Source organism: Leclercia pneumoniae (genome assembly GCF_017348915.1).
GTDB lineage: Bacteria > Pseudomonadota > Gammaproteobacteria > Enterobacterales > Enterobacteriaceae > Enterobacter > Enterobacter pneumoniae.
The window spans coordinates 1,231,820-1,249,086 of the sequence record NZ_CP071383.1; the positions used below are offsets into that span (position 1 = coordinate 1,231,820).

16 protein-coding genes are annotated in these 17,267 nt (G+C 56.1%); 6 read left to right on the plus strand and 10 right to left on the minus strand.

The genetic code is table 11. The features are described 5' to 3' along the window. The first annotated feature begins 410 nt into the window (after positions 1 to 410). Positions 411 to 1,811 carry a chitoporin ChiP gene (gene chiP, locus JZ655_RS05745; RefSeq protein ID WP_207293233.1) on the plus strand — a complete coding sequence of 467 codons (1,401 nt, stop codon included), beginning with the start codon at positions 411 to 413 and terminating at the stop codon, positions 1,809 to 1,811. 32 nt (positions 1,812 to 1,843) lie between these two features. Next, on the plus strand, positions 1,844 to 2,173 hold the full coding sequence (chiQ, locus tag JZ655_RS05750) for a ChiQ/YbfN family lipoprotein (RefSeq protein ID WP_425352482.1): 330 nt from the start codon (positions 1,844 to 1,846) through the stop codon (positions 2,171 to 2,173). A gap of 110 nt (positions 2,174 to 2,283) precedes the next feature. On the opposite strand, the gene fur is transcribed toward chiQ, so the two are convergent. The 4 genes from fur to ybfF all read right to left on the minus strand — a co-directional run bounded on the left by fur (position 2,284) and on the right by ybfF (position 4,910). After that, positions 2,284 to 2,730, minus strand: coding sequence for a ferric iron uptake transcriptional regulator (gene fur / locus JZ655_RS05755; RefSeq protein ID WP_040076553.1), 447 nt, complete (start codon positions 2,728 to 2,730; stop codon positions 2,284 to 2,286). A gap of 291 nt (positions 2,731 to 3,021) precedes the next feature. Then, complete coding sequence (gene fldA / locus JZ655_RS05760; protein ID WP_046886587.1) at positions 3,022 to 3,552, minus strand: flavodoxin FldA; 531 nt, start codon at positions 3,550 to 3,552, stop codon at positions 3,022 to 3,024. 155 nt (positions 3,553 to 3,707) lie between these two features. Further along, on the minus strand, positions 3,708 to 3,995 hold the full coding sequence (gene ybfE, locus JZ655_RS05765) for a LexA regulated protein (protein WP_046886586.1): 288 nt from the start codon (positions 3,993 to 3,995) through the stop codon (positions 3,708 to 3,710). A gap of 141 nt (positions 3,996 to 4,136) precedes the next feature. Then, positions 4,137 to 4,910, minus strand: a complete 774-nt coding sequence (ybfF, locus tag JZ655_RS05770) for an esterase (RefSeq protein WP_207293235.1) — start codon at positions 4,908 to 4,910, stop codon at positions 4,137 to 4,139. A gap of 183 nt (positions 4,911 to 5,093) precedes the next feature. On the opposite strand from ybfF, the gene seqA reads away from it, so the two are divergent. Then, the gene (gene seqA, locus JZ655_RS05775) at positions 5,094 to 5,636 is read left to right on the plus strand and encodes a replication initiation negative regulator SeqA (RefSeq protein ID WP_040076549.1); all 543 of its coding nucleotides are present in this window, start codon (positions 5,094 to 5,096) and stop codon (positions 5,634 to 5,636) included. Positions 5,637 to 5,660: 24 nt separating this feature from the next. Next, positions 5,661 to 7,301 carry a phosphoglucomutase (alpha-D-glucose-1,6-bisphosphate-dependent) gene (pgm, locus tag JZ655_RS05780; RefSeq protein WP_207293236.1) on the plus strand — a complete coding sequence of 547 codons (1,641 nt, stop codon included), beginning with the start codon at positions 5,661 to 5,663 and terminating at the stop codon, positions 7,299 to 7,301. 64 nt (positions 7,302 to 7,365) lie between these two features. Here the strand turns inward: pgm and kdpE are convergent, their stop codons facing one another. Genes kdpE through kdpF form a run of 6 tightly spaced genes read right to left on the minus strand, consistent with a single transcriptional unit; the run spans position 7,366 to position 15,152 of the window. After that, positions 7,366 to 8,043 (minus strand): two-component system response regulator KdpE, encoded by a 678-nt coding sequence (gene kdpE / locus JZ655_RS05785; protein WP_207293237.1) that lies wholly within the window; start codon positions 8,041 to 8,043, stop codon positions 7,366 to 7,368. Further along, positions 8,040 to 10,727 carry a two-component system sensor histidine kinase KdpD gene (gene kdpD / locus JZ655_RS05790; protein WP_207293238.1) on the minus strand — a complete coding sequence of 896 codons (2,688 nt, stop codon included), beginning with the start codon at positions 10,725 to 10,727 and terminating at the stop codon, positions 8,040 to 8,042. The genes kdpE and kdpD overlap by 4 nt, the downstream gene beginning before the upstream one ends. Before the next feature lies 1 nt (position 10,728). Continuing rightward, complete coding sequence (gene kdpC, locus JZ655_RS05795) at positions 10,729 to 11,304, minus strand: potassium-transporting ATPase subunit KdpC (protein WP_207293239.1); 576 nt, start codon at positions 11,302 to 11,304, stop codon at positions 10,729 to 10,731. A gap of 12 nt (positions 11,305 to 11,316) precedes the next feature. Next, positions 11,317 to 13,365: a potassium-transporting ATPase subunit KdpB gene (gene kdpB / locus JZ655_RS05800; RefSeq protein WP_207293240.1), complete on the minus strand. Its 2,049-nt coding sequence runs from the start codon at positions 13,363 to 13,365 to the stop codon at positions 11,317 to 11,319. Between the two features lie 18 nt (positions 13,366 to 13,383). Further along, positions 13,384 to 15,063 (minus strand): potassium-transporting ATPase subunit KdpA, encoded by a 1,680-nt coding sequence (gene kdpA / locus JZ655_RS05805; protein ID WP_207293241.1) that lies wholly within the window; start codon positions 15,061 to 15,063, stop codon positions 13,384 to 13,386. After that, on the minus strand, positions 15,063 to 15,152 hold the full coding sequence (gene kdpF / locus JZ655_RS05810) for a K(+)-transporting ATPase subunit F (RefSeq protein ID WP_080346643.1): 90 nt from the start codon (positions 15,150 to 15,152) through the stop codon (positions 15,063 to 15,065). Before kdpF ends, kdpA begins: the two co-directional genes overlap by 1 nt. A 309-nt stretch (positions 15,153 to 15,461) precedes the next feature. Here kdpF and JZ655_RS05815 point away from each other — a divergent pair, with 309 nt between their 5' ends. Beyond that, a complete protein-coding gene (locus JZ655_RS05815) occupies positions 15,462 to 15,668 on the plus strand; it encodes a YbfA family protein (protein ID WP_046886579.1) in 207 nt (68 codons plus the stop codon). A gap of 171 nt (positions 15,669 to 15,839) precedes the next feature. Then, positions 15,840 to 17,258 (plus strand): deoxyribodipyrimidine photo-lyase, encoded by a 1,419-nt coding sequence (gene phrB, locus JZ655_RS05820; protein WP_207293242.1) that lies wholly within the window; start codon positions 15,840 to 15,842, stop codon positions 17,256 to 17,258. Positions 17,259 to 17,267 lie beyond the last annotated feature (9 nt).

The following is a 17,267-nucleotide window of genomic DNA, read 5'->3' on the forward strand; positions in this document are numbered from 1 at the left end:
CGGCGTTTTTTTTTGCTTATCGATCAGGATTTTATTTATTAGCCGCTTTAACCCCTCGCGAAATTAGTGGTCAATGAGCTGCTACTTTTTTTATAAAATAAACTTACTCATTCCCTAAAAAATGTACTTTTAGAAAGATTAAAGATAATAATTATTCTTAACTATCGATTTTTACTTGAATTTATTATGAAAATATCTGGCTTCTGTTGAATGTTTCAAAACACTACTGATTATGTGCACTTCGTCATAATCCTGCATTTTCCTCTCTTAAAAGCATTGATAATTCGCGTCGCGAAAAATAGTCTAAAGGCGGTGGCAATTTCGGGGATATTTCCAGCCACCGTGACCGCAGGTCTTTTTTATTTTTACGCCGCTTAAGGCGTTTTTAAATCGTCAATGAGGAATACATTATGCGTACGTTTAATGGCAAACGTAGTGCGCTGTCGCTGGCTATCGCCGGTATCACAGCCATGTCAGGTTTTGTGGTCGCCCCTCAGGTGCAGGCCGCCGGTTTTATCGATGACTCTACTCTGACGGGCGGCATCTATTACTGGCAGCGCGAGCGCGACCGTAAAGATGTTACCGATGCGGATAAATATAAAACCAACCTTTCTCATTCGACCTGGAACGCCAATCTCGATTTCCAGTCGGGTTATGCGGCCGATATGTTTGGTCTGGATATTGCAGCGTTCACCGCTATTGAAATGGCAGAGAATGGCGACAGCGCCCATCCAAACGAAATTGCCTTCTCAAAAAGTAATAAAGCCTATTCTGAAGACTGGTCCGGCGATAAGAGCGGGATCAGCCTCTATAAAGCCGCGGCGAAATTTAAATATGGCCCGGTCTGGGCGCGTGGCGGTTATATTCAGCCAACCGGTCAGACACTATTAGCCCCGCACTGGAGTTTTATGCCCGGTACCTATCAGGGTGCCGAGGCCGGAGCCAACTTTGATTACGGTGATGCCGGTGCGTTGAGCTTCTCTTACATGTGGACGAACGAATATAAATCGCCGTGGCACATCGAAATGGATAAGTTTTATCAAAATGATAAAACCACCAAAGTGGATTATCTTCACTCCTTCGGCGCGAAATATGACTTCAAAAATAACCTGGTGCTGGAAGCGGCATTTGGCCAGGCGGAAGGCTATATCGATCAGTACTTCGCCAAAGCCAGCTACAAACTGGATATTATCGGCGGCCCACTGACCACCACTTATCAGTTCTACGGTACGCGCGATAAAGTCAGCGACGGCAGCGTTAACGATATTTATGATGGCACCGCATGGCTGCAGGCGCTTACCTTCGGCTACAAGGTAGGGCAGGTGGATTTACGCCTCGAAGGGACCTATGTGAAGGCCGACGGGCAGCAGGGTTACTTCCTGCAACGTATGACGCCAACCTACGCCTCCTCTAATGGTCGACTGGACGTATGGTGGGATAACCGTTCTGACTTCAACGCCGATGGCGAAAAAGCAATCTTCTTTGGCGCTATGTATGATCTGAAAAACTGGAACCTGCCAGGCTGGGCGGTGGGAGCATCTTATGCTTACGCCTGGGATGTAAAACCGGGCGATATGGCGACCCCAGACGCCTATTACGATCCTAACTACCGTCTGAAAGAGTCTGCTTACAGTCTGGACGCGATTTATACCCTGCAGGATGGGCGTGCGAAAGGCACCATGTTTAAGCTGCACTTCACCCAGTACGACAACCACTCCGACATTCCGAGCTACGCTGGTGGCTATGGCAACATCTTCCAGGATGAGCGTGACGTGAAGTTTATGGTTATCGCACCGTTCACCATTTTCTGATGCGCATCGCGCAGACTGGAGCAAAGAGTATGTTGAAAAAAATGGTTCTTGTGGCCGTGCTGGCCTCGGGGCTGGCGGCTTGCGCCCACTCTCCGGCACAGAAAGAGGATTCACGCCTGAAAGAGGCTTACAGCGCCTGTATTAATACGGCGCAAGGCTCCCCGGAAAAACTGGAGGCCTGCCAGAGCGTGCTGAACGTGCTAAGGAAAGAGAAAGCACATGAACAGTTTGCTACGCAGGAGAACGTTCGCGTAATGGATTATCAGGCCTGTATACAGGCGCGTAAAACAGGTAACGATCAGGAAGTGGCAAAACGCTGCGATAAAATCTGGCAGGAAATACGTAACAACAACGCACAGTAAGTGGTTGTTATCATACCCGGTGGCGCATTCATCTGCGGCACCGGTTTTTTTTGCCTTCTGATGGGCAAAAAAAAGCCAACCGTCAGGTTGGCTCAGAGTACGAGAAGTGATTAACGGGCGTCGTGCGCGTGATCGTCTTCGCGGCAATCGCCTTCAGCACAGTGACCATACAGGTAGAGGCTGTGGTTGGTCAGACGAATGCCATGACGAGCGGCGATTTCGCGCTGACGTAATTCGATGGAATCATCACTGAATTCGATCACTTTGCCGCAATCCAGGCAAATCAGGTGATCGTGATGGTGCTGCTGAGTCAGTTCGAAAACAGACTTGCCGCCTTCGAAATTGTGACGGGTTACAATGCCGGCGTCATCAAACTGGTTCAGAACACGATAAACGGTAGCCAGACCAATCTCTTCGCCCATGTCGATAAGACGTTTATATAAGTCTTCCGCACTGACATGATGGTTTACCGGTTCCTGAAGTACTTCCAAAATTTTAAGACGAGGAAGCGTGACTTTCAGCCCGGCCTTCTTTAATGCGGTATTGTTGTCAGTCATGCGGAATCTGTCCTGTTGCTAAACGATTCACTTCAAACAGAGAAGTGACAGAAAATGCAGTTGAGATAATGCGTCTCATTATAGAACTGCCATGCTTAAATGAAAACTGCAAGCCTCAAGCAAAGTATGCTTATAAAAACGTGGTGCTGCCAACAAAGTTGTTATCAAGCTACCCCGTTTGACCTGGATCATTGTACAGGTATGAAAGCAAAAGTTAAAAATTTGTAGCAATTATTTTGATTGATATTACCTATCAATACAGCGCAGCGTCATCGCTGCGCTGTATTGCAATCAGGCATTGATAATGGCGTCGAGCTGCAGCTCTTCACGAATCTGCTTAACCCATTTATCAACGCGCTCTGCGGTCAGCTCTGGCTGACGATCTTCATCGATGGCCAGGCCCACAAAGTTATTATCATCCGCCAGACCTTTAGAGGCTTCGAAGTGATAGCCCGCCGTTGGCCAGTGACCCACGATCACGGCGCCGCGTGGTTCGATGATGTCGCGAATCGTACCCAGGGCATCGCAGAAGTACTCTGCGTAGTCTTCCTGATCCCCACAGCCGAAGAGGGCAACCAGCTTACCGGTGAAGTCTACCTCTTCGAGGGACGGGAAGAAGTCATCCCAGTCACACTGCGCTTCGCCGTAGTACCAGGTCGGGATGCCCAGCAGCAGAATATCGTAGCCTTCCAGATCTTCTTTGCTGCTTTTAGCTATGTCATGAACATCGGCAACGTCTTTACCCAACTGTTTTTGAATGTTTTTTGCGATGTTTTCCGTGTTACCGGTGTCGCTGCCGAAAAAAATGCCGATGATAGCCATGAGTAAAATAACCTCTTGAAACTTAATAGTATGGTGGCGCAAATTGTCCACGGATAAGGGCAATCATAGCAGAACAGAGAAGCCTGCGGAAACTGCTATCGCGCAGGACTGCACTCTGTGCTACATGAAAACAAGAAGAAGGGGATTTTTCTGACTTAGGCTTTGCCGTGCAGCTGTTCCAGCTGCAGCATCAGCATCTCTTCGATAAGTTCGCTACGGCTCATCTCCCGGGCCGCGGCCAGTTCGTTCAGGGCATCTACGGCGTCAGCGTTCAATTTTAACTCGACGCGTTTAAGCCCACGACTTTTATCGCGTTTAAGTTGGTTGCGCTTATTGATGCGCAGCTGTTCATCGCGCGAAAGCGGATTGGTTTTCGGTCGTCCCGGGCGACGCTCATTCGCGAACAGATCTAGTGTCGTGCGGTCCGTTTGTTCTTTGGCCATGATTTTGAGACTTCGGGGGAAACAAAGACGCCCTGCTAAAGCCCGGGCGATAAGCGCGCCATCATACATCACCGAAAACAGCACGCCAACGACTGGTCGCCCCCAGACGACCGGTCGCTTTCTTTTTAATCAATTTTTTAATCAATTCTCGCCTTCAGCGAGGTAACGACGGATGGCACGTAGCACGGCATCAGGTTTTTCAGCATGAACCCAGTGTCCTGCCCCCGCAATGACATGCGCCCGGGCCTGAGGGAATTGCGCCAGAAGTGCTTCACGGTAAGCCTCGGTAACGTAAGGTGAGTTGCCACCGCAAATAAAGAGCGTCGGATGCGGCCAGACCGGAACGGTCTGCCAGCCCACAATATTGGCATATTGATCCCACAACACAGCAACATCGAAGCGCCAGGCGCCATCAATAAAGGATTTCAGCAAGAACTGCACCACCCCCTCTTCATCGAGATGCTGGCGCATAATCGCAGCGGCCTGCTGGCGTGTCGTCACCGCTGCGTCCGTGACCGCATTGATAGCAGCAAAGATCTCATCATGACGACGTACTTGATAATTAACCGGCGCCACATCAATGACCACCAGCCCCGCAATGCGTTCCGGGGCCAGCGCCGTCAGCGCCATCACCGCTTTGCCGCCCATCGAGTGGCCAATCAATACGGCTTTCTCAATGTTGTGCGCATCCAGCGTGTCCAGCAGATCCTGAGCCATCGCGGCGTAGGTCATTTCAGAGGAACGAGGCGACTGACCGTGGTTACGCATATCCACCTGCAGGATATCGTGATCGGTGACTAAATCCCGCGCCAGCACGCCCAGGTTATCCAGGCTACCAAACAGACCGTGAACCAGAACAACGGGAGAATTATTGTGCGGCGATTGTGCAGATTGCGCTCGGGTATTTAATTTCATGGCAAAGTTCTTTTTTTACGGATGTCAGGTTAGGGTATTATGTTGACCATTCTGCCGCCCGGCTGCAAGGAAACAGTTTAATCTGACTTTTGCCGCCACTCAGGTTTGACGCTATCCGCTGTTGGGTTTAGACCTTATACTCCCAACGACTTGTATTCAGATAAGATATCGCACTGGATTAAGATGAAAACAATCGAAGTTGATGACGAGCTCTATCACTATATTGCCAGCCAGACCCGGCATATCGGCGAGAGCGCGTCCGACATTTTACGGCGCATGCTGAAAGTTTCTAATGCCACCCTGTCTGCCGCTCCGGCCACCAAAGAAGTGCGCCTGCCTTCTGCGCCTGCGCAAGAAAAGCCGAATACCCCGGCAAAAGACAGAGTGCGCGCGATGCGCGAGCTCCTGCTCTCGGACGAATACGCGGAACAAAAGAAAGCCGTCAACCGCTTTATGCTGGTGCTGTCTACACTGTATTCACTGGATAACAAGGCATTCGCTGACGCAACAGAATCTCTGCATGGCCGCACCCGCGTCTACTTCGCGGGCGACGAGCAGACCCTGTTGCAGAATGGCAATCAAACTAAGCCCAAACATGTTCCTGGTACGCCGTACTGGGTCATCACCAATACCAACACGGGACGCAAGCGCAGCATGATCGAACATATCATGCAGTCCATGCAGTTCCCGGCGGAATTGACTGATAAGGTTTGCGGTACAATCTAACCCTTGCATTGGAAGGATCAGGCAATGGCAAATCACACTCGTGCGGGTCAGCCTGCACAACAAAGCGATTTGATTAACGTCGCTCAACTGACATCTCAGTACTATGTGCTGAAGCCTCAGGTGGGCAACGCAGAACACGCAGTGAAGTTTGGTACGTCTGGTCACCGCGGCAGCGCGGCGCGCCACAGTTTTAACGAACCACACATTCTGGCCATTGCCCAGGCCATCGCGGAAGAGCGCGCCAAAAATGGTGTAACCGGTCCATGCTACGTGGGTAAAGACACCCATGCGCTCTCTGAGCCCGCATTTATCTCCGTGCTGGAGGTGCTGGCTGCCAACGGCGTAGACGTGATCGTGCAGGAAAATAACGGCTATACGCCGACCCCTGCCGTCTCCAACGCCATTCTGGTGCATAACAAAAAGGGCGGGGCGCAGGCCGATGGTATCGTCATCACCCCGTCGCATAACCCGCCGGAAGATGGCGGTATCAAATATAACCCACCTAATGGTGGCCCGGCTGACACCAACGTCACCAAAGTGGTGGAAGATCGTGCTAACGCGCTGCTGGCCGATGGTCTGAAAGGCGTGAAGCGTATCTCTCTGGACGCGGCGATGGCCTCTGGCCACGTGAAAGAGCAGGATCTGGTGCAACCCTTCGTTGAAGGGCTGGCGGATATCCTCGATATGGCGGCTATCCAGAAAGCGGGCCTGAAGCTGGGCGTCGATCCGCTCGGCGGCTCCGGTATTGAATACTGGAAACGTATCGCCGAGTTTTACAAGCTGGATCTGACCCTGGTTAACGATCAGGTCGATCAAACCTTCCGCTTTATGCACCTGGATAAAGACGGCGCAATCCGTATGGACTGCTCATCGGAGTGTGCGATGGCGGGGCTGCTGGCGCTGCGCGACAAGTTCGCTCTGGCCTTCGCTAACGACCCGGATTATGACCGCCACGGCATCGTCACCCCGGCTGGGCTGATGAATCCGAACCACTACCTGGCGGTGGCGATTAACTACCTGTTCCAGCACCGTCCACAGTGGGGCAAAGAGGTCGCCGTTGGTAAGACGCTGGTCTCCTCCGCCATGATCGACCGGGTGGTGAACGACCTCGGCCGCAACCTGGTCGAAGTTCCGGTAGGCTTCAAATGGTTCGTGGATGGTCTGCATGACGGTAGCTTCGGCTTCGGTGGCGAAGAGAGCGCAGGGGCCTCTTTCCTGCGTTTCGATGGCACCCCGTGGTCGACCGATAAAGACGGCATCATCATGTGCCTGCTGGCTGCCGAAATTACCGCGGTTACCGGTAAAAACCCGCAGGAGCACTATAACGAACTGGCGGCACGCTTTGGCGCACCGAGCTATAACCGCATCCAGGCGAGCGCAACCTCTGCCCAGAAAGCGGCGCTCTCTAAACTCTCTCCGGAGCAGGTGAGCGCAGATACCCTGGCGGGTGACCCGATCACCGCCCGTCTGACTGCGGCCCCGGGCAACGGCGCCTCTATTGGCGGCCTGAAGGTGATGACGGAAAACGGCTGGTTCGCGGCGCGTCCGTCCGGCACGGAAGATGCGTATAAAATTTACTGCGAAAGCTTCCTCGGCGACGAACACCGTAAGCTGATTGAGAAAGAAGCGGTAGAGATCGTGAGCGAAGTGCTGAAAAACGCCTGATAGCGGAAGGCGGAAAACATACCCGGTAGGCGGTCGCGCCACCGGGTTTTTTTATGGCCTGCGATCAGAGCAAAAAGCGATACCCGACCCCGGTTTCAGTTAACAGATGGCGCGGGCGCGCGGGATCGGCTTCCAGCTTCTGGCGCAAGTGGCCCATATAAATGCGCAGGTAGTGGCTGTGCTCTACCGCGTTCGGCCCCCAGACCTGATTCAGCAGCTGGCGCTGGGTCAGCACCTTGCCATGATTGTTAAGCAGTATCGCCAGCAGGCGAAATTCAATAGGGGTGAGGTGGATCTCCTCTACGCCACGCACAATACGGCGCGCCGCCAGATCAACGGTGATATCCGAGAAGCGATAAACGGGATCTGGAGAGGCCGTACTCCCATGACGACGCAGCGCCACACGCAGGCGCGCCTGCAGTTCGCCAATGCCGAACGGCTTGCTGAGATAATCGTCTGCACCGGCATCCAGCGCGGCAATCTTGTCATCCTCTTCTACCCGCGCCGACAAGACGATAATCGGCATCTGGCTCCACTGGCGCACGTCGCGAATAAAATCCAGACCGTCGCCATCCGGCAGGCCGAGATCGAGGATCACCAGATCGGGTTTGCGCGTCGCCGCTTCCAGCAGACCGCGCTGCAGTGTTCCCGCTTCGTAGACGCGCAGACCGTCGGCTTCCAGAGCGGTGCGCAGAAAGCGGCTGATAGCCAGTTCGTCTTCGATTATCAGGACGTTAATCACATATCCTCGGGTAAGTCATTGAGTTCAGGGGGCGGTTCGAGCGGGAGTGTAACACAAAAACGGGCCCCTCCCTCGGGGCGGTTTTGCGCCGTAATTGTCCCGCCATGCACCTCGACTATCGCCTGGCAGATAGCCAGCCCCAGCCCGACGCCAGGAATGGCCGACTCTTTGTTCCCGCGAGCAAACTTATCAAAGATAGCGCGCTCTTGCCCGTCAGGAATGCCCGGTCCGTTATCCCACACCGTCAGCGTAAACCGGTTTTCGGCTGTCCGGGCCTGAATACCGATATCGGCTTTCGGGCCGGCATATTTCACCGCATTCTCCAGCAGATTGATGAGGACCCGTTCAAACAGCGGGCCATCGACGTGGATCAGCGCCAGGGGCTCAGGCAGATCCAGCGCGATATGCCGCCCACCCGAGCCCGGCTCCAGCGTTTTCAGGGCGCTGCCGACTACCTCTTCCAGCGTCAGCCACTCTTTTTTCAGGTTAAAGCCGCCAGACTGGATGCGCGCCATATCCAGCAGATTGTTGACCAGTCGGGTGGTATTCAGGACATGCTGGCGGATCTCACTGGCCTGCGTAGCATGCGGCGACCCCTCAGCCGCCAGGTCGAGGGTCAGAATTTCTGACTGGCCAAACAGCACCGTCAGCGGCGTGCGGAGATCGTGCGACAGGGCGGCGAGCAGTGAATTACGAATACTCTCCCGCTCGCTGGCAAGCCTTGCCTGCTCTTCGCTGGTGGTGAGTGCCAGCCGTTCCAGCGCACTGGCGACCAGCAGGGTAAAGGTTTCCAGTAGCCGTTGCTGCTCGGGGATCATCAGCTGGCGCAGATTTGTCGGCTCAACAATGGCCAGCCCCTGAATATTGGCTGCGCTGCGTAATGGTAAAATTTGATACGGCACGCCGGGCAGGGTATCCGTGCCGGCACCCGCCGGTAAGCCTTTATCAAAGCTCCAGCGCGCTATCGCCTCGTCCCAGGGCGTCATGCCGGTGGCGGGGGTGAGCGGGCCGAGCTTGCCTTCGGCGTCCGGCAGCAGAATCAGGCTGTGGGCATGAAAGGTGGAGTGAATAAATTGCTGGCTGGTCTGGACGATCTCCAGCGGGGTGCGGCCCACTGCCAGCGCTTTCGACATCTCATACAGGTGGCGGGTGCGCTGTTCACGATAGCGGGCAATCCGCGCCTGGTAGCGTACTCCGGCGGTGAGGTTACCGATGAGCAATCCCACGGCGAGCATTACCGCGAAGGTGAGCACATACTGCACGTCTGAAACCGCCAGCGTGCCGCGTGGCGCAATAAAGAACAGGTCAAAGCTGATGACATTAATCACCGTCGCCAGGACCGACGGCCAGCGCCCGAAAAACAGCGCCACCACCACGACTCCCAGCAGATAGATCATGACCAGGTTGGCCGCATCAAAACCGGGCAGCCATTGACTGGTGATAAAGGTAATGAGGGCGCAAAGCAGCACAGCCACCAGACAACCGCGCAGCTGGATGCGCCACTTCTCGTTAAAAGTGCGATTATCGGGCGTTTTGACCAGTAGCGGGGCAGGGGTATCATCCAGCGCCACCACCACCAGATCCAGCTCCGGTGCGCGCTGGGCCAGCTTGTCGGCGAAGCTGCTGCGATCGAACCAGCGACGGCGATTGCGACGTCCGAGCACGATTTTGCCGAGGTTATGTTCCCGGGCATAGCGCACAATGGCCTTATCTTCCGCCGGGTCGGTGAGCGTGGCGGTCTCGGCCCCGAGCTCCTGGGCCAGGTGCAAGGCACTGAGAATGGCGCGCCGTTGCTGCTCCGGCAGGCGATGTAGCTGCGGGGTTTCGACGTAGACCGCGTGCCAGACGCTGCCAAGCTTCGCCGCCAGTCGCGCGGCGGTACGTACCAGCTTCTCATTACCCCGGCTATGCCCAATGCACAGCAGGATGGCGTCGCGGGTGTGCCAGACCTTCTCTTCTCCCTGGCGGTCGCGCCAGGCTCGCATCTGATCGTCCACCCTGTCGGCGGTGCGACGCAGCGCCAGTTCGCGCAGGGCGATAAGATTACCTTTACGGAAGAAATGTTCGATGGCGCGCTCGGCCTGGCCGGCAATATAGACTTTGCCCTCATGCAGGCGCTGACGCAGATCGTCCGGCGGCAGATCCACCAGCACAACCTCGTCGGCGGCGTCGAAGAAGGGGTCGGGGACCGTCTCACGCACCTGAATGCCGGTGACGCCGCTCACCACGTCATTGAGGCTTTCGAGATGTTGCACGTTGACGGTGGTAAACACATCGATGCCCGCTTCCAGCAGCTCTTCCACATCCTGCCAGCGCTTGGGATGGCGGGATCCGGGCACATTGCTGTGGGCCAGTTCGTCCATCAGGATCAGCGCCGGGCGGCGGGCGAGGGCGGCATCAAGGTCAAACTCCGTGACCGTACGGCCACGGTGCGTGAAATGCCGGGGTGGCTGTGTCGCCAGCCCGGTAAGCAGTGCGGCGGTCTCCTGACGGCCATGGGTTTCAACCACGCCGATCAGGATATCGAGCCCCTGGGCGCGTAAACGCTGCGCTTCCGCCAGCATGGCGAAGGTTTTTCCTACCCCCGCGCAGGCGCCAAAGAAGATTTTTAGCTTACCGCGGTGGGGCGCAGCGGTCTGTTCCAGCAAACGATCCGGATCCGGGCGCAGGGGCTCGTCGGTCATATTAAGGGTTCCTTAGTGCGTCCAGCGCCAGGTTTACTTCAACGATATTCACTATCGGCATGCCCAGGAAGCCGACCAGCGGTTTTTGGGTATGCTTTGCCACCAGTTCACTGACCTGGGCAGGGGTTAGCCCGCGGGCCTGCGCGACACGGGGGATCTGCCAGGCGACTGCGCCGGGGGTGAGGCTGTAATCCAGTCCGCTGGCCGAGGCGGTAATCAACTCAACCGGTACCGCCGCCGTCGCTTGTGGATTGGCGGCCCGCAGGGCCGTCACCCGCTCTGTTACTGCGCTGTCCAGCGCCGGGTTACTGCCGGCCAGATTACTGCCCCCGGAGGCCATAGGATTATACGGGCTTTCTGCCGTGGCGGAAGGCCGCCCCTGGAAGTAACCCGCGCCGGTAAAGTTCTGCCCAATCAGCCGCGAACCGCGAACCTCACTCCCCTGCATAATCAAAGAGCCGTTGGCCCGATCATGAAACAGCCACTGCCCCAGCGCGGTGGTCACCAGCGGGTAGAGCCCGCCGGTAATGGCGGCCAGCAAGATAAACAAAAGTATAGCGGGACGTAACATAGCCATTTGAATTACCTCTTAAACCAGTCCGAACACGGTCAGCAGCAGGTCGATCGCTTTAATGCCGATAAAGGGCACCAGTAGTCCACCCAGACCGTAGATCCATAAATTACGACGTAGCATGGCGGCGGCGGTGAGCGGCTTGTAACTCACCCCTTTCAGCGCAAGCGGGATCAGGAAGACGATGATCAGCGCGTTAAAAATCACCGCGCTGAGGATCGCCGATGCGGGGGAGTGCAACTGCATCACATTCAGGGCGTTGAGCTGCGGATAGGTCACCGCAAAGGCCGCCGGGATAATGGCAAAATATTTCGCCACGTCGTTGGCAATACTGAAGGTAGTAAGCGAGCCCCGGGTCATCAGCATCTGTTTACCGATGTGTACCACTTCAATCAGCTTGGTCGGGTTTGAGTCCAGATCGACCATGTTGCCCGCCTCTTTCGCCGCCTGGGTACCTGAGTTCATGGCGACCGCCACGTCCGCCTGGGCCAGCGCTGGCGCATCGTTGGTGCCATCGCCGGTCATTGCCACCAGCCAACCTTCGGCCTGATACTGGCGGATCAACGCCAGCTTCGCCTCGGGGGTGGCTTCAGAGAGAAAATCATCCACCCCGGCTTCAGCCGCGATGGCCGCTGCGGTCAGACGGTTATCACCCGTGATCATCACCGTTTTGATGCCCATCTTACGCAACTGAGCAAAGCGCTCTTTGATGCCGCCTTTAACGATGTCCTTCAGGGCGATGACCCCCAGCACGCTGGCGCCTTCGGCCACCACCAGCGGGGTAGCACCCTCCCTGGCGACGCGCTCTACCAGCGCATCGACTTCAGCAGGAAAGTGGCCGTTATTGGCCGCGATATGGCGGCGAATGGCATCCACTGACCCTTTACGGATCAGGCGATCCTGAATGTTGATGCCGCTCATCCGGGTCTGCGCGGTGAAAGGCACGAAGGTAGCCTGCAGGCTCTGTACATCGCGCTGACGCAGATTAAAGCGCTGTTTCGCCAGTACCACGATGCTGCGGCCTTCTGGCGTCTCATCCGCCAGCGAGGCGAGCTGCGCTGCGTCGGCCAGGGTCTTCTCCTCAACGCCAGGTGCGGGCAGAAAGTCAGACGCCTGGCGATTACCCAGCGTAATAGTGCCGGTTTTATCCAGCAGTAATACGTCCACGTCGCCCGCCGCTTCGACCGCGCGGCCGCTGGTGGCGATAACGTTGGCCCCCAGCATCCGGCTCATCCCCGCTACGCCGATGGCGGAGAGCAGCCCGCCGATGGTGGTGGGGATCAGGCAGACCAGCAACGCCACCAGCACCGTCACGCTCACAGGCGTGCCGCCGTAAGCCGAGAACGGCCACAGGGTGGCTGTCGCCAGCAGGAAGACCAACGTCAGGGCCACCAGCAGAATGGTCAGGGCAATTTCGTTAGGCGTCTTGCGGCGCTGGGCCCCTTCGACCATGGCGATCATCCGATCAAGAAAGGTTTCACCAGGGTTAACGCTGCACTGAATCACCAGCCAGTCCGAGAGAATACGCGTGCCGCCCGTTACGGAGGCAAAATCCCCGCCGGATTCACGGATCACCGGGGCCGATTCACCGGTGATGGCGCTCTCGTCCACCGAGGCGCCGCCTTCGATCACCTCCCCATCGCACGGAATGATATCGCCGGCTTCCACCAGAACAATATCCCCTTTGCGCAGGGTCTCTGCCGGAACCTTATCGCTGGCGGCGCCGTACTTCGGCTCACGCAGTTTGCGGGCAAAGGAGGTTTTCTTTACCCCCTTCAGGCTATTGGCCTGGGCTTTACTCCGCCCTTCGGCCAGCGCTTCGGCAAAGTTGGCAAACAGGACGGTAAACCACAGCCACAGGCTGATGGCTGCGGTGAACAGCGCATTGCCCGGCAGTTTTCCCCCCGCCATCGCGATGGCAAGCAGGGTAGTGAGCAGGCTGCCAATCCAGACGATAAACATCACCGGGTTGTGCCACTGCACGCGCGGACTCAGTTTTTTTACCGCATCCAGCAGCGCCTGGCGAACCAGCGAGGGTTCGAGCAGGGCCAGTTGCTTACGACTCATGACTAATACTCCGCAAAATCAGCGTAAAGAGAGATGTTCCGCGACCGGGCCTAATGCGAGGGCGGGAATAAAGGTCAGCGCACCCACCAGCAGTACCGTGCCGATCAGCAGGCCGATAAACAGCGGGCCGCTGGTGGGCAGCGTACCGGTAGAGGCAGGCTGGATTTTTTTGTTAACCAGAGCCCCGGCAATCGCCATCACCGGAATAATCACCCCAAAGCGTCCCAGCAACATGCAGGCCGCCAGCAGGCAGTTCCAGAATGGCGTGTTCGCACTTAAACCGGCAAAGGCGCTACCGTTGTTATTGGCCGCGGAAGAGACCGCGTAGAGCACCTCGCTAAAACCGTGGATGCCGGGATTAAAGATGCCGCTGCGTCCTGCGTCGGTTATTAGCGCCAGGGCGGTACCGAGCAGCACCAGCGCGGGGGTGACCAGAATAGCCAGTGCGGTCAGCTTCATTTCGCGCACGTCAATTTTCTTACCCAGATATTCCGGCGTGCGGCCAATCATCAGCCCGGCGATAAATACTGCCAGCAGGACGAACAACAGCATGCCGTACAGACCAGAACCCACCCCGCCGAAGACCACTTCCCCAATCTGCATCAGCCACAGCGGGATCATCCCGCCCAGCGCGGTAAAGGAGTCGTGCATGGCATTCACCGCCCCGCAGGAGGCCGCCGTGGTTACCACCGCGTACAGGCTGCTGGCCAGAATACCGAAGCGGCTCTCTTTGCCCTCCATGTTGATTGCGCTATCCGCGCCGAGAGCCAGGAAGTGGCTGTTGCCCTGCCACTCGGCCCACATGACCAGCCCGGCGCACACCACGAAGATCGCCGACATCGCCCACAGGATCGCCTGACCCTGACGGCGATCGCGAACGGCCTCACCAAAGGCAAAGCACAGCGCAGTCGGAATTAAAAAGATCGCCAGCATCTGGGCGAAATTGGTTAGCGCGGTGGGGTTCTCGAAAGGATGTGATGAGTTTGCGTTAAAGAAACCGCCGCCGTTGGTGCCCAGCATTTTTATCGCCTCCTGAGAGGCAACCGGTCCCATTGGCAGCAGCTGTTTTGCCCCTTCCAGCGAGGTGTAATGCTGGTAAGCGTGCAGGTTTTGCAGCGTCCCTTGCTGGATAAAGAACAGCGCCAACAACAGCGAGATCGGCAACAGCACCCACAGCGTAATCCGGGTGAGATCCACCCAGGCGTTGCCCAGCGTCGACACGCTTTGACGGGCAAAGGCGCGGGTCAGGGCGAAAATGACCGCAATGCCGCTGGCGGCAGAGAGGAAGTTTTGCACCGTCAGGCCAGCCATCTGGCTGAAGTAGCTCAGCGTTGACTCCCCGGCATACGACTGCCAGTTGGTGTTACTGACGAAGCTCACCGCCGTATTCAGCGCCAGATGCCAGGAGAGGCCGGGCAACTGCTGAGGGTTAAACGGCAGGGCGCCCTGTAGCATCAGCATGGCAAACAACACGACCAATCCCACCAGGTTCAGCAGCAGAATTGCCGCCAGATAGCGCCGCCAGCTCATCTCCTCACAGGCAATATCTAAGCCGCGCAGCAGGGCGCTATCCAGCCGCGCGATAGCTGGCAGCGGGGTGCCGGTAATCATGCGGGCAAGTAGCGAACCCAGCGGTTTTGCCAGCACGAACAGGACCAGCAGAAAGCTGGCAATCAGCAGAAATCCTTGCGCGGCCATCAGAATGCCTCCGCATTAATCAGGGCATAAACCAGGTACGCCAGTAACAGGAACACCAGCACGATGCCGGTAATCACACCTGCAGTCACAATTCACCTCCGGGTGACGTTGAAATTGATGAAAAAGGTAGGATTTCCGGCGCAAAGATTTCGTAAAAAAGCGGGGGGCAGGGTGTAAAAAAAGTATAAAAATATCAAAAACCACAATTTAACTAATGATTAGTATTAATTTAACTTTTTTGTAACTCGCTTACGAAGGAAGTGTAAATATTCACTAAATGAATAAAAAAGAGTGGTCGGATGAGTAGTAAACTTTCAGTCAACGCGGTACTATTTTACCCAGATAACCTGTTTAACTTTTTCCGGAGCATGTTTCCGGCCAACTTAGGGGAGAGAATAATGGATCACTACAAAGAGTTTCCGGCACATATCGTATTATTACGCCGCGCTTTCGCCGTGGTGGCTGGCATCCTGGCGCTGCCGGTGATGTTGTTCTGGAAAGATCGTGCCCGTTTTTACAGCTATCTGCACCGCGTCTGGGCTAAAACCAGCGATAAACCGGTCTGGATGGCGCAGGCGGAAAAAGCCACCTGCGATTTTTACTAATAAGAAAGACGATACACAGCAATAAACCCGCCGCCACAGCAATGTGGCGGTTTTTTTTGTCCGCAGGATGGGCAACCAGAGAAGATCGCTTCATTTCAGAATGGCTACAATTGTTAATGCGAAGTATTCTGAATCGCTCAACTCTGTTACGGACGAACACTCTGGAGTTTTATGCCCATCCATCTGGTCTGGTTTCGCGCCGATCTGCGCATCCATGACAACCTGGCGCTTGCCGCCGCCTGTCGGAACAAAAATGCACGCGTACTGGCGCTCTTCCTGGCGACACCCGGTCAATGGCAGCGCCACCTTATGGCGCCGCGCCAGGCGGCTTACCTTCATGCGCATTTAAATAATCTGCGTCAACAACTGGCCGAAAAAGGCATTCCGCTTCTTTATGATGAGGTTGATGACTTTGCCGCCCAGGCTGAAAAAGTGGCGCAAATCTGTGCCGAACATGAGGTAACGGATCTTTTTTACAATTATCAGTACGAAGTGAACGAGCAGCAGCGCGATCGGGCGCTTGAGCGATCGCTGCAGCAGGTAACGTGTCAGGGTTTTGATGACAGCGTGATCCTGCCACCCGGCAGCGTGATGACGGGCAATCATGAGATGTACAAAGTCTTTACGCCGTTCAAAAACGCCTGGCTACGTCGCCTGAAGGAGGGCATGCCGGAGTGCGCATCGGCACCCACCCCGCGGGGAGAGGAAGCGGTGCCTGCGCACGCCTCGCCGCTCGATTTCGATTATCCTCAACAGCCCTTTGATGCCGGGCTCTTCCCCCCCACGGAAAAAGAGGCTATTGCCCATCTGCGCCATTTTTGCAAGGAGGGGGCAGGGGAGTATGAAGCTCAGCGCGATTTCCCGGCCATCGAAGGAACCAGCCGTCTTTCCGCTTGCCTGGCCCTCGGGGTGTTATCGCCGCGCCAGTGTCTGCATCGCCTGGTGGCCGAACAACCCAGGGCGCTGGAGGGGGGACCGGGTGCGGTCTGGCTCAATGAACTTATCTGGCGTGAATTTTATCGTCATCTGATGACGTATCACCCTGATTTATGTAAACATCGGCCATTCATCCGCTGGACAGAACAGGTCGCCTGGCAGCACGATGAAAAGCAGCTTCATGCCTGGCAACAGGGGCAAACCGGCTATCCCATCGTCGATGCGGCCATGCGTCAGCTCAATGAAACGGGCTGGATGCACAACCGTCTGCGCATGATTACCGCCAGTTTTCTGGTAAAGGATCTGCTTATCGACTGGCGTATTGGGGAGCGTTATTTTATGTCTCAGTTGATTGATGGCGATCTGGCCGCCAATAACGGCGGCTGGCAGTGGGCCGCCTCAACCGGCACCGATGCGGCTCCCTATTTTCGCATTTTTAACCCGACAACCCAGGGGCAGAAGTTTGATGCCGACGGCGCGTTTATCCGCCGTTGGCTGCCGGAGCTGGCAAGTTTGCCAGACAAGGCGATTCACGACCCGTGGATCTGGGCGGATAAACAAGGGGTGACCCTCAACTATCCGCGTCCGGTTGTCGACCATAAACAGGCGCGCGCCGCCACCCTGGCAGCCTATGAAGCTGCCCGTAAAGCGTAAGAGAGTGAT

Excerpts from the sequence above, each read along its gene's own strand:
- chiP (WP_207293233.1), top strand. The coding sequence starts at position 411 with ATGCGTACGTTTAATGGCAAACGTAGTGCGCTGTCGCTGGCTATCGCC.
- fur (WP_040076553.1), bottom strand. The coding sequence starts at position 2,730 with ATGACTGACAACAATACCGCATTAAAGAAGGCCGGGCTGAAAGTCACG.
- fldA (WP_046886587.1), bottom strand. The coding sequence starts at position 3,552 with ATGGCTATCATCGGCATTTTTTTCGGCAGCGACACCGGTAACACGGAA.
- ybfE (WP_046886586.1), bottom strand. The coding sequence starts at position 3,995 with ATGGCCAAAGAACAAACGGACCGCACGACACTAGATCTGTTCGCGAAT.
- ybfF (WP_207293235.1), bottom strand. The coding sequence starts at position 4,910 with ATGAAATTAAATACCCGAGCGCAATCTGCACAATCGCCGCACAATAAT.
- seqA (WP_040076549.1), top strand. The coding sequence starts at position 5,094 with ATGAAAACAATCGAAGTTGATGACGAGCTCTATCACTATATTGCCAGC.
- pgm (WP_207293236.1), top strand. The coding sequence starts at position 5,661 with ATGGCAAATCACACTCGTGCGGGTCAGCCTGCACAACAAAGCGATTTG.
- kdpD (WP_207293238.1), bottom strand. The coding sequence starts at position 10,727 with ATGACCGACGAGCCCCTGCGCCCGGATCCGGATCGTTTGCTGGAACAG.
- kdpC (WP_207293239.1), bottom strand. The coding sequence starts at position 11,304 with ATGGCTATGTTACGTCCCGCTATACTTTTGTTTATCTTGCTGGCCGCC.
- kdpB (WP_207293240.1), bottom strand. The coding sequence starts at position 13,365 with ATGAGTCGTAAGCAACTGGCCCTGCTCGAACCCTCGCTGGTTCGCCAG.
- kdpA (WP_207293241.1), bottom strand. The coding sequence starts at position 15,063 with ATGGCCGCGCAAGGATTTCTGCTGATTGCCAGCTTTCTGCTGGTCCTG.
- JZ655_RS05815 (WP_046886579.1), top strand. The coding sequence starts at position 15,462 with ATGGATCACTACAAAGAGTTTCCGGCACATATCGTATTATTACGCCGC.
- phrB (WP_207293242.1), top strand. The coding sequence starts at position 15,840 with ATGCCCATCCATCTGGTCTGGTTTCGCGCCGATCTGCGCATCCATGAC.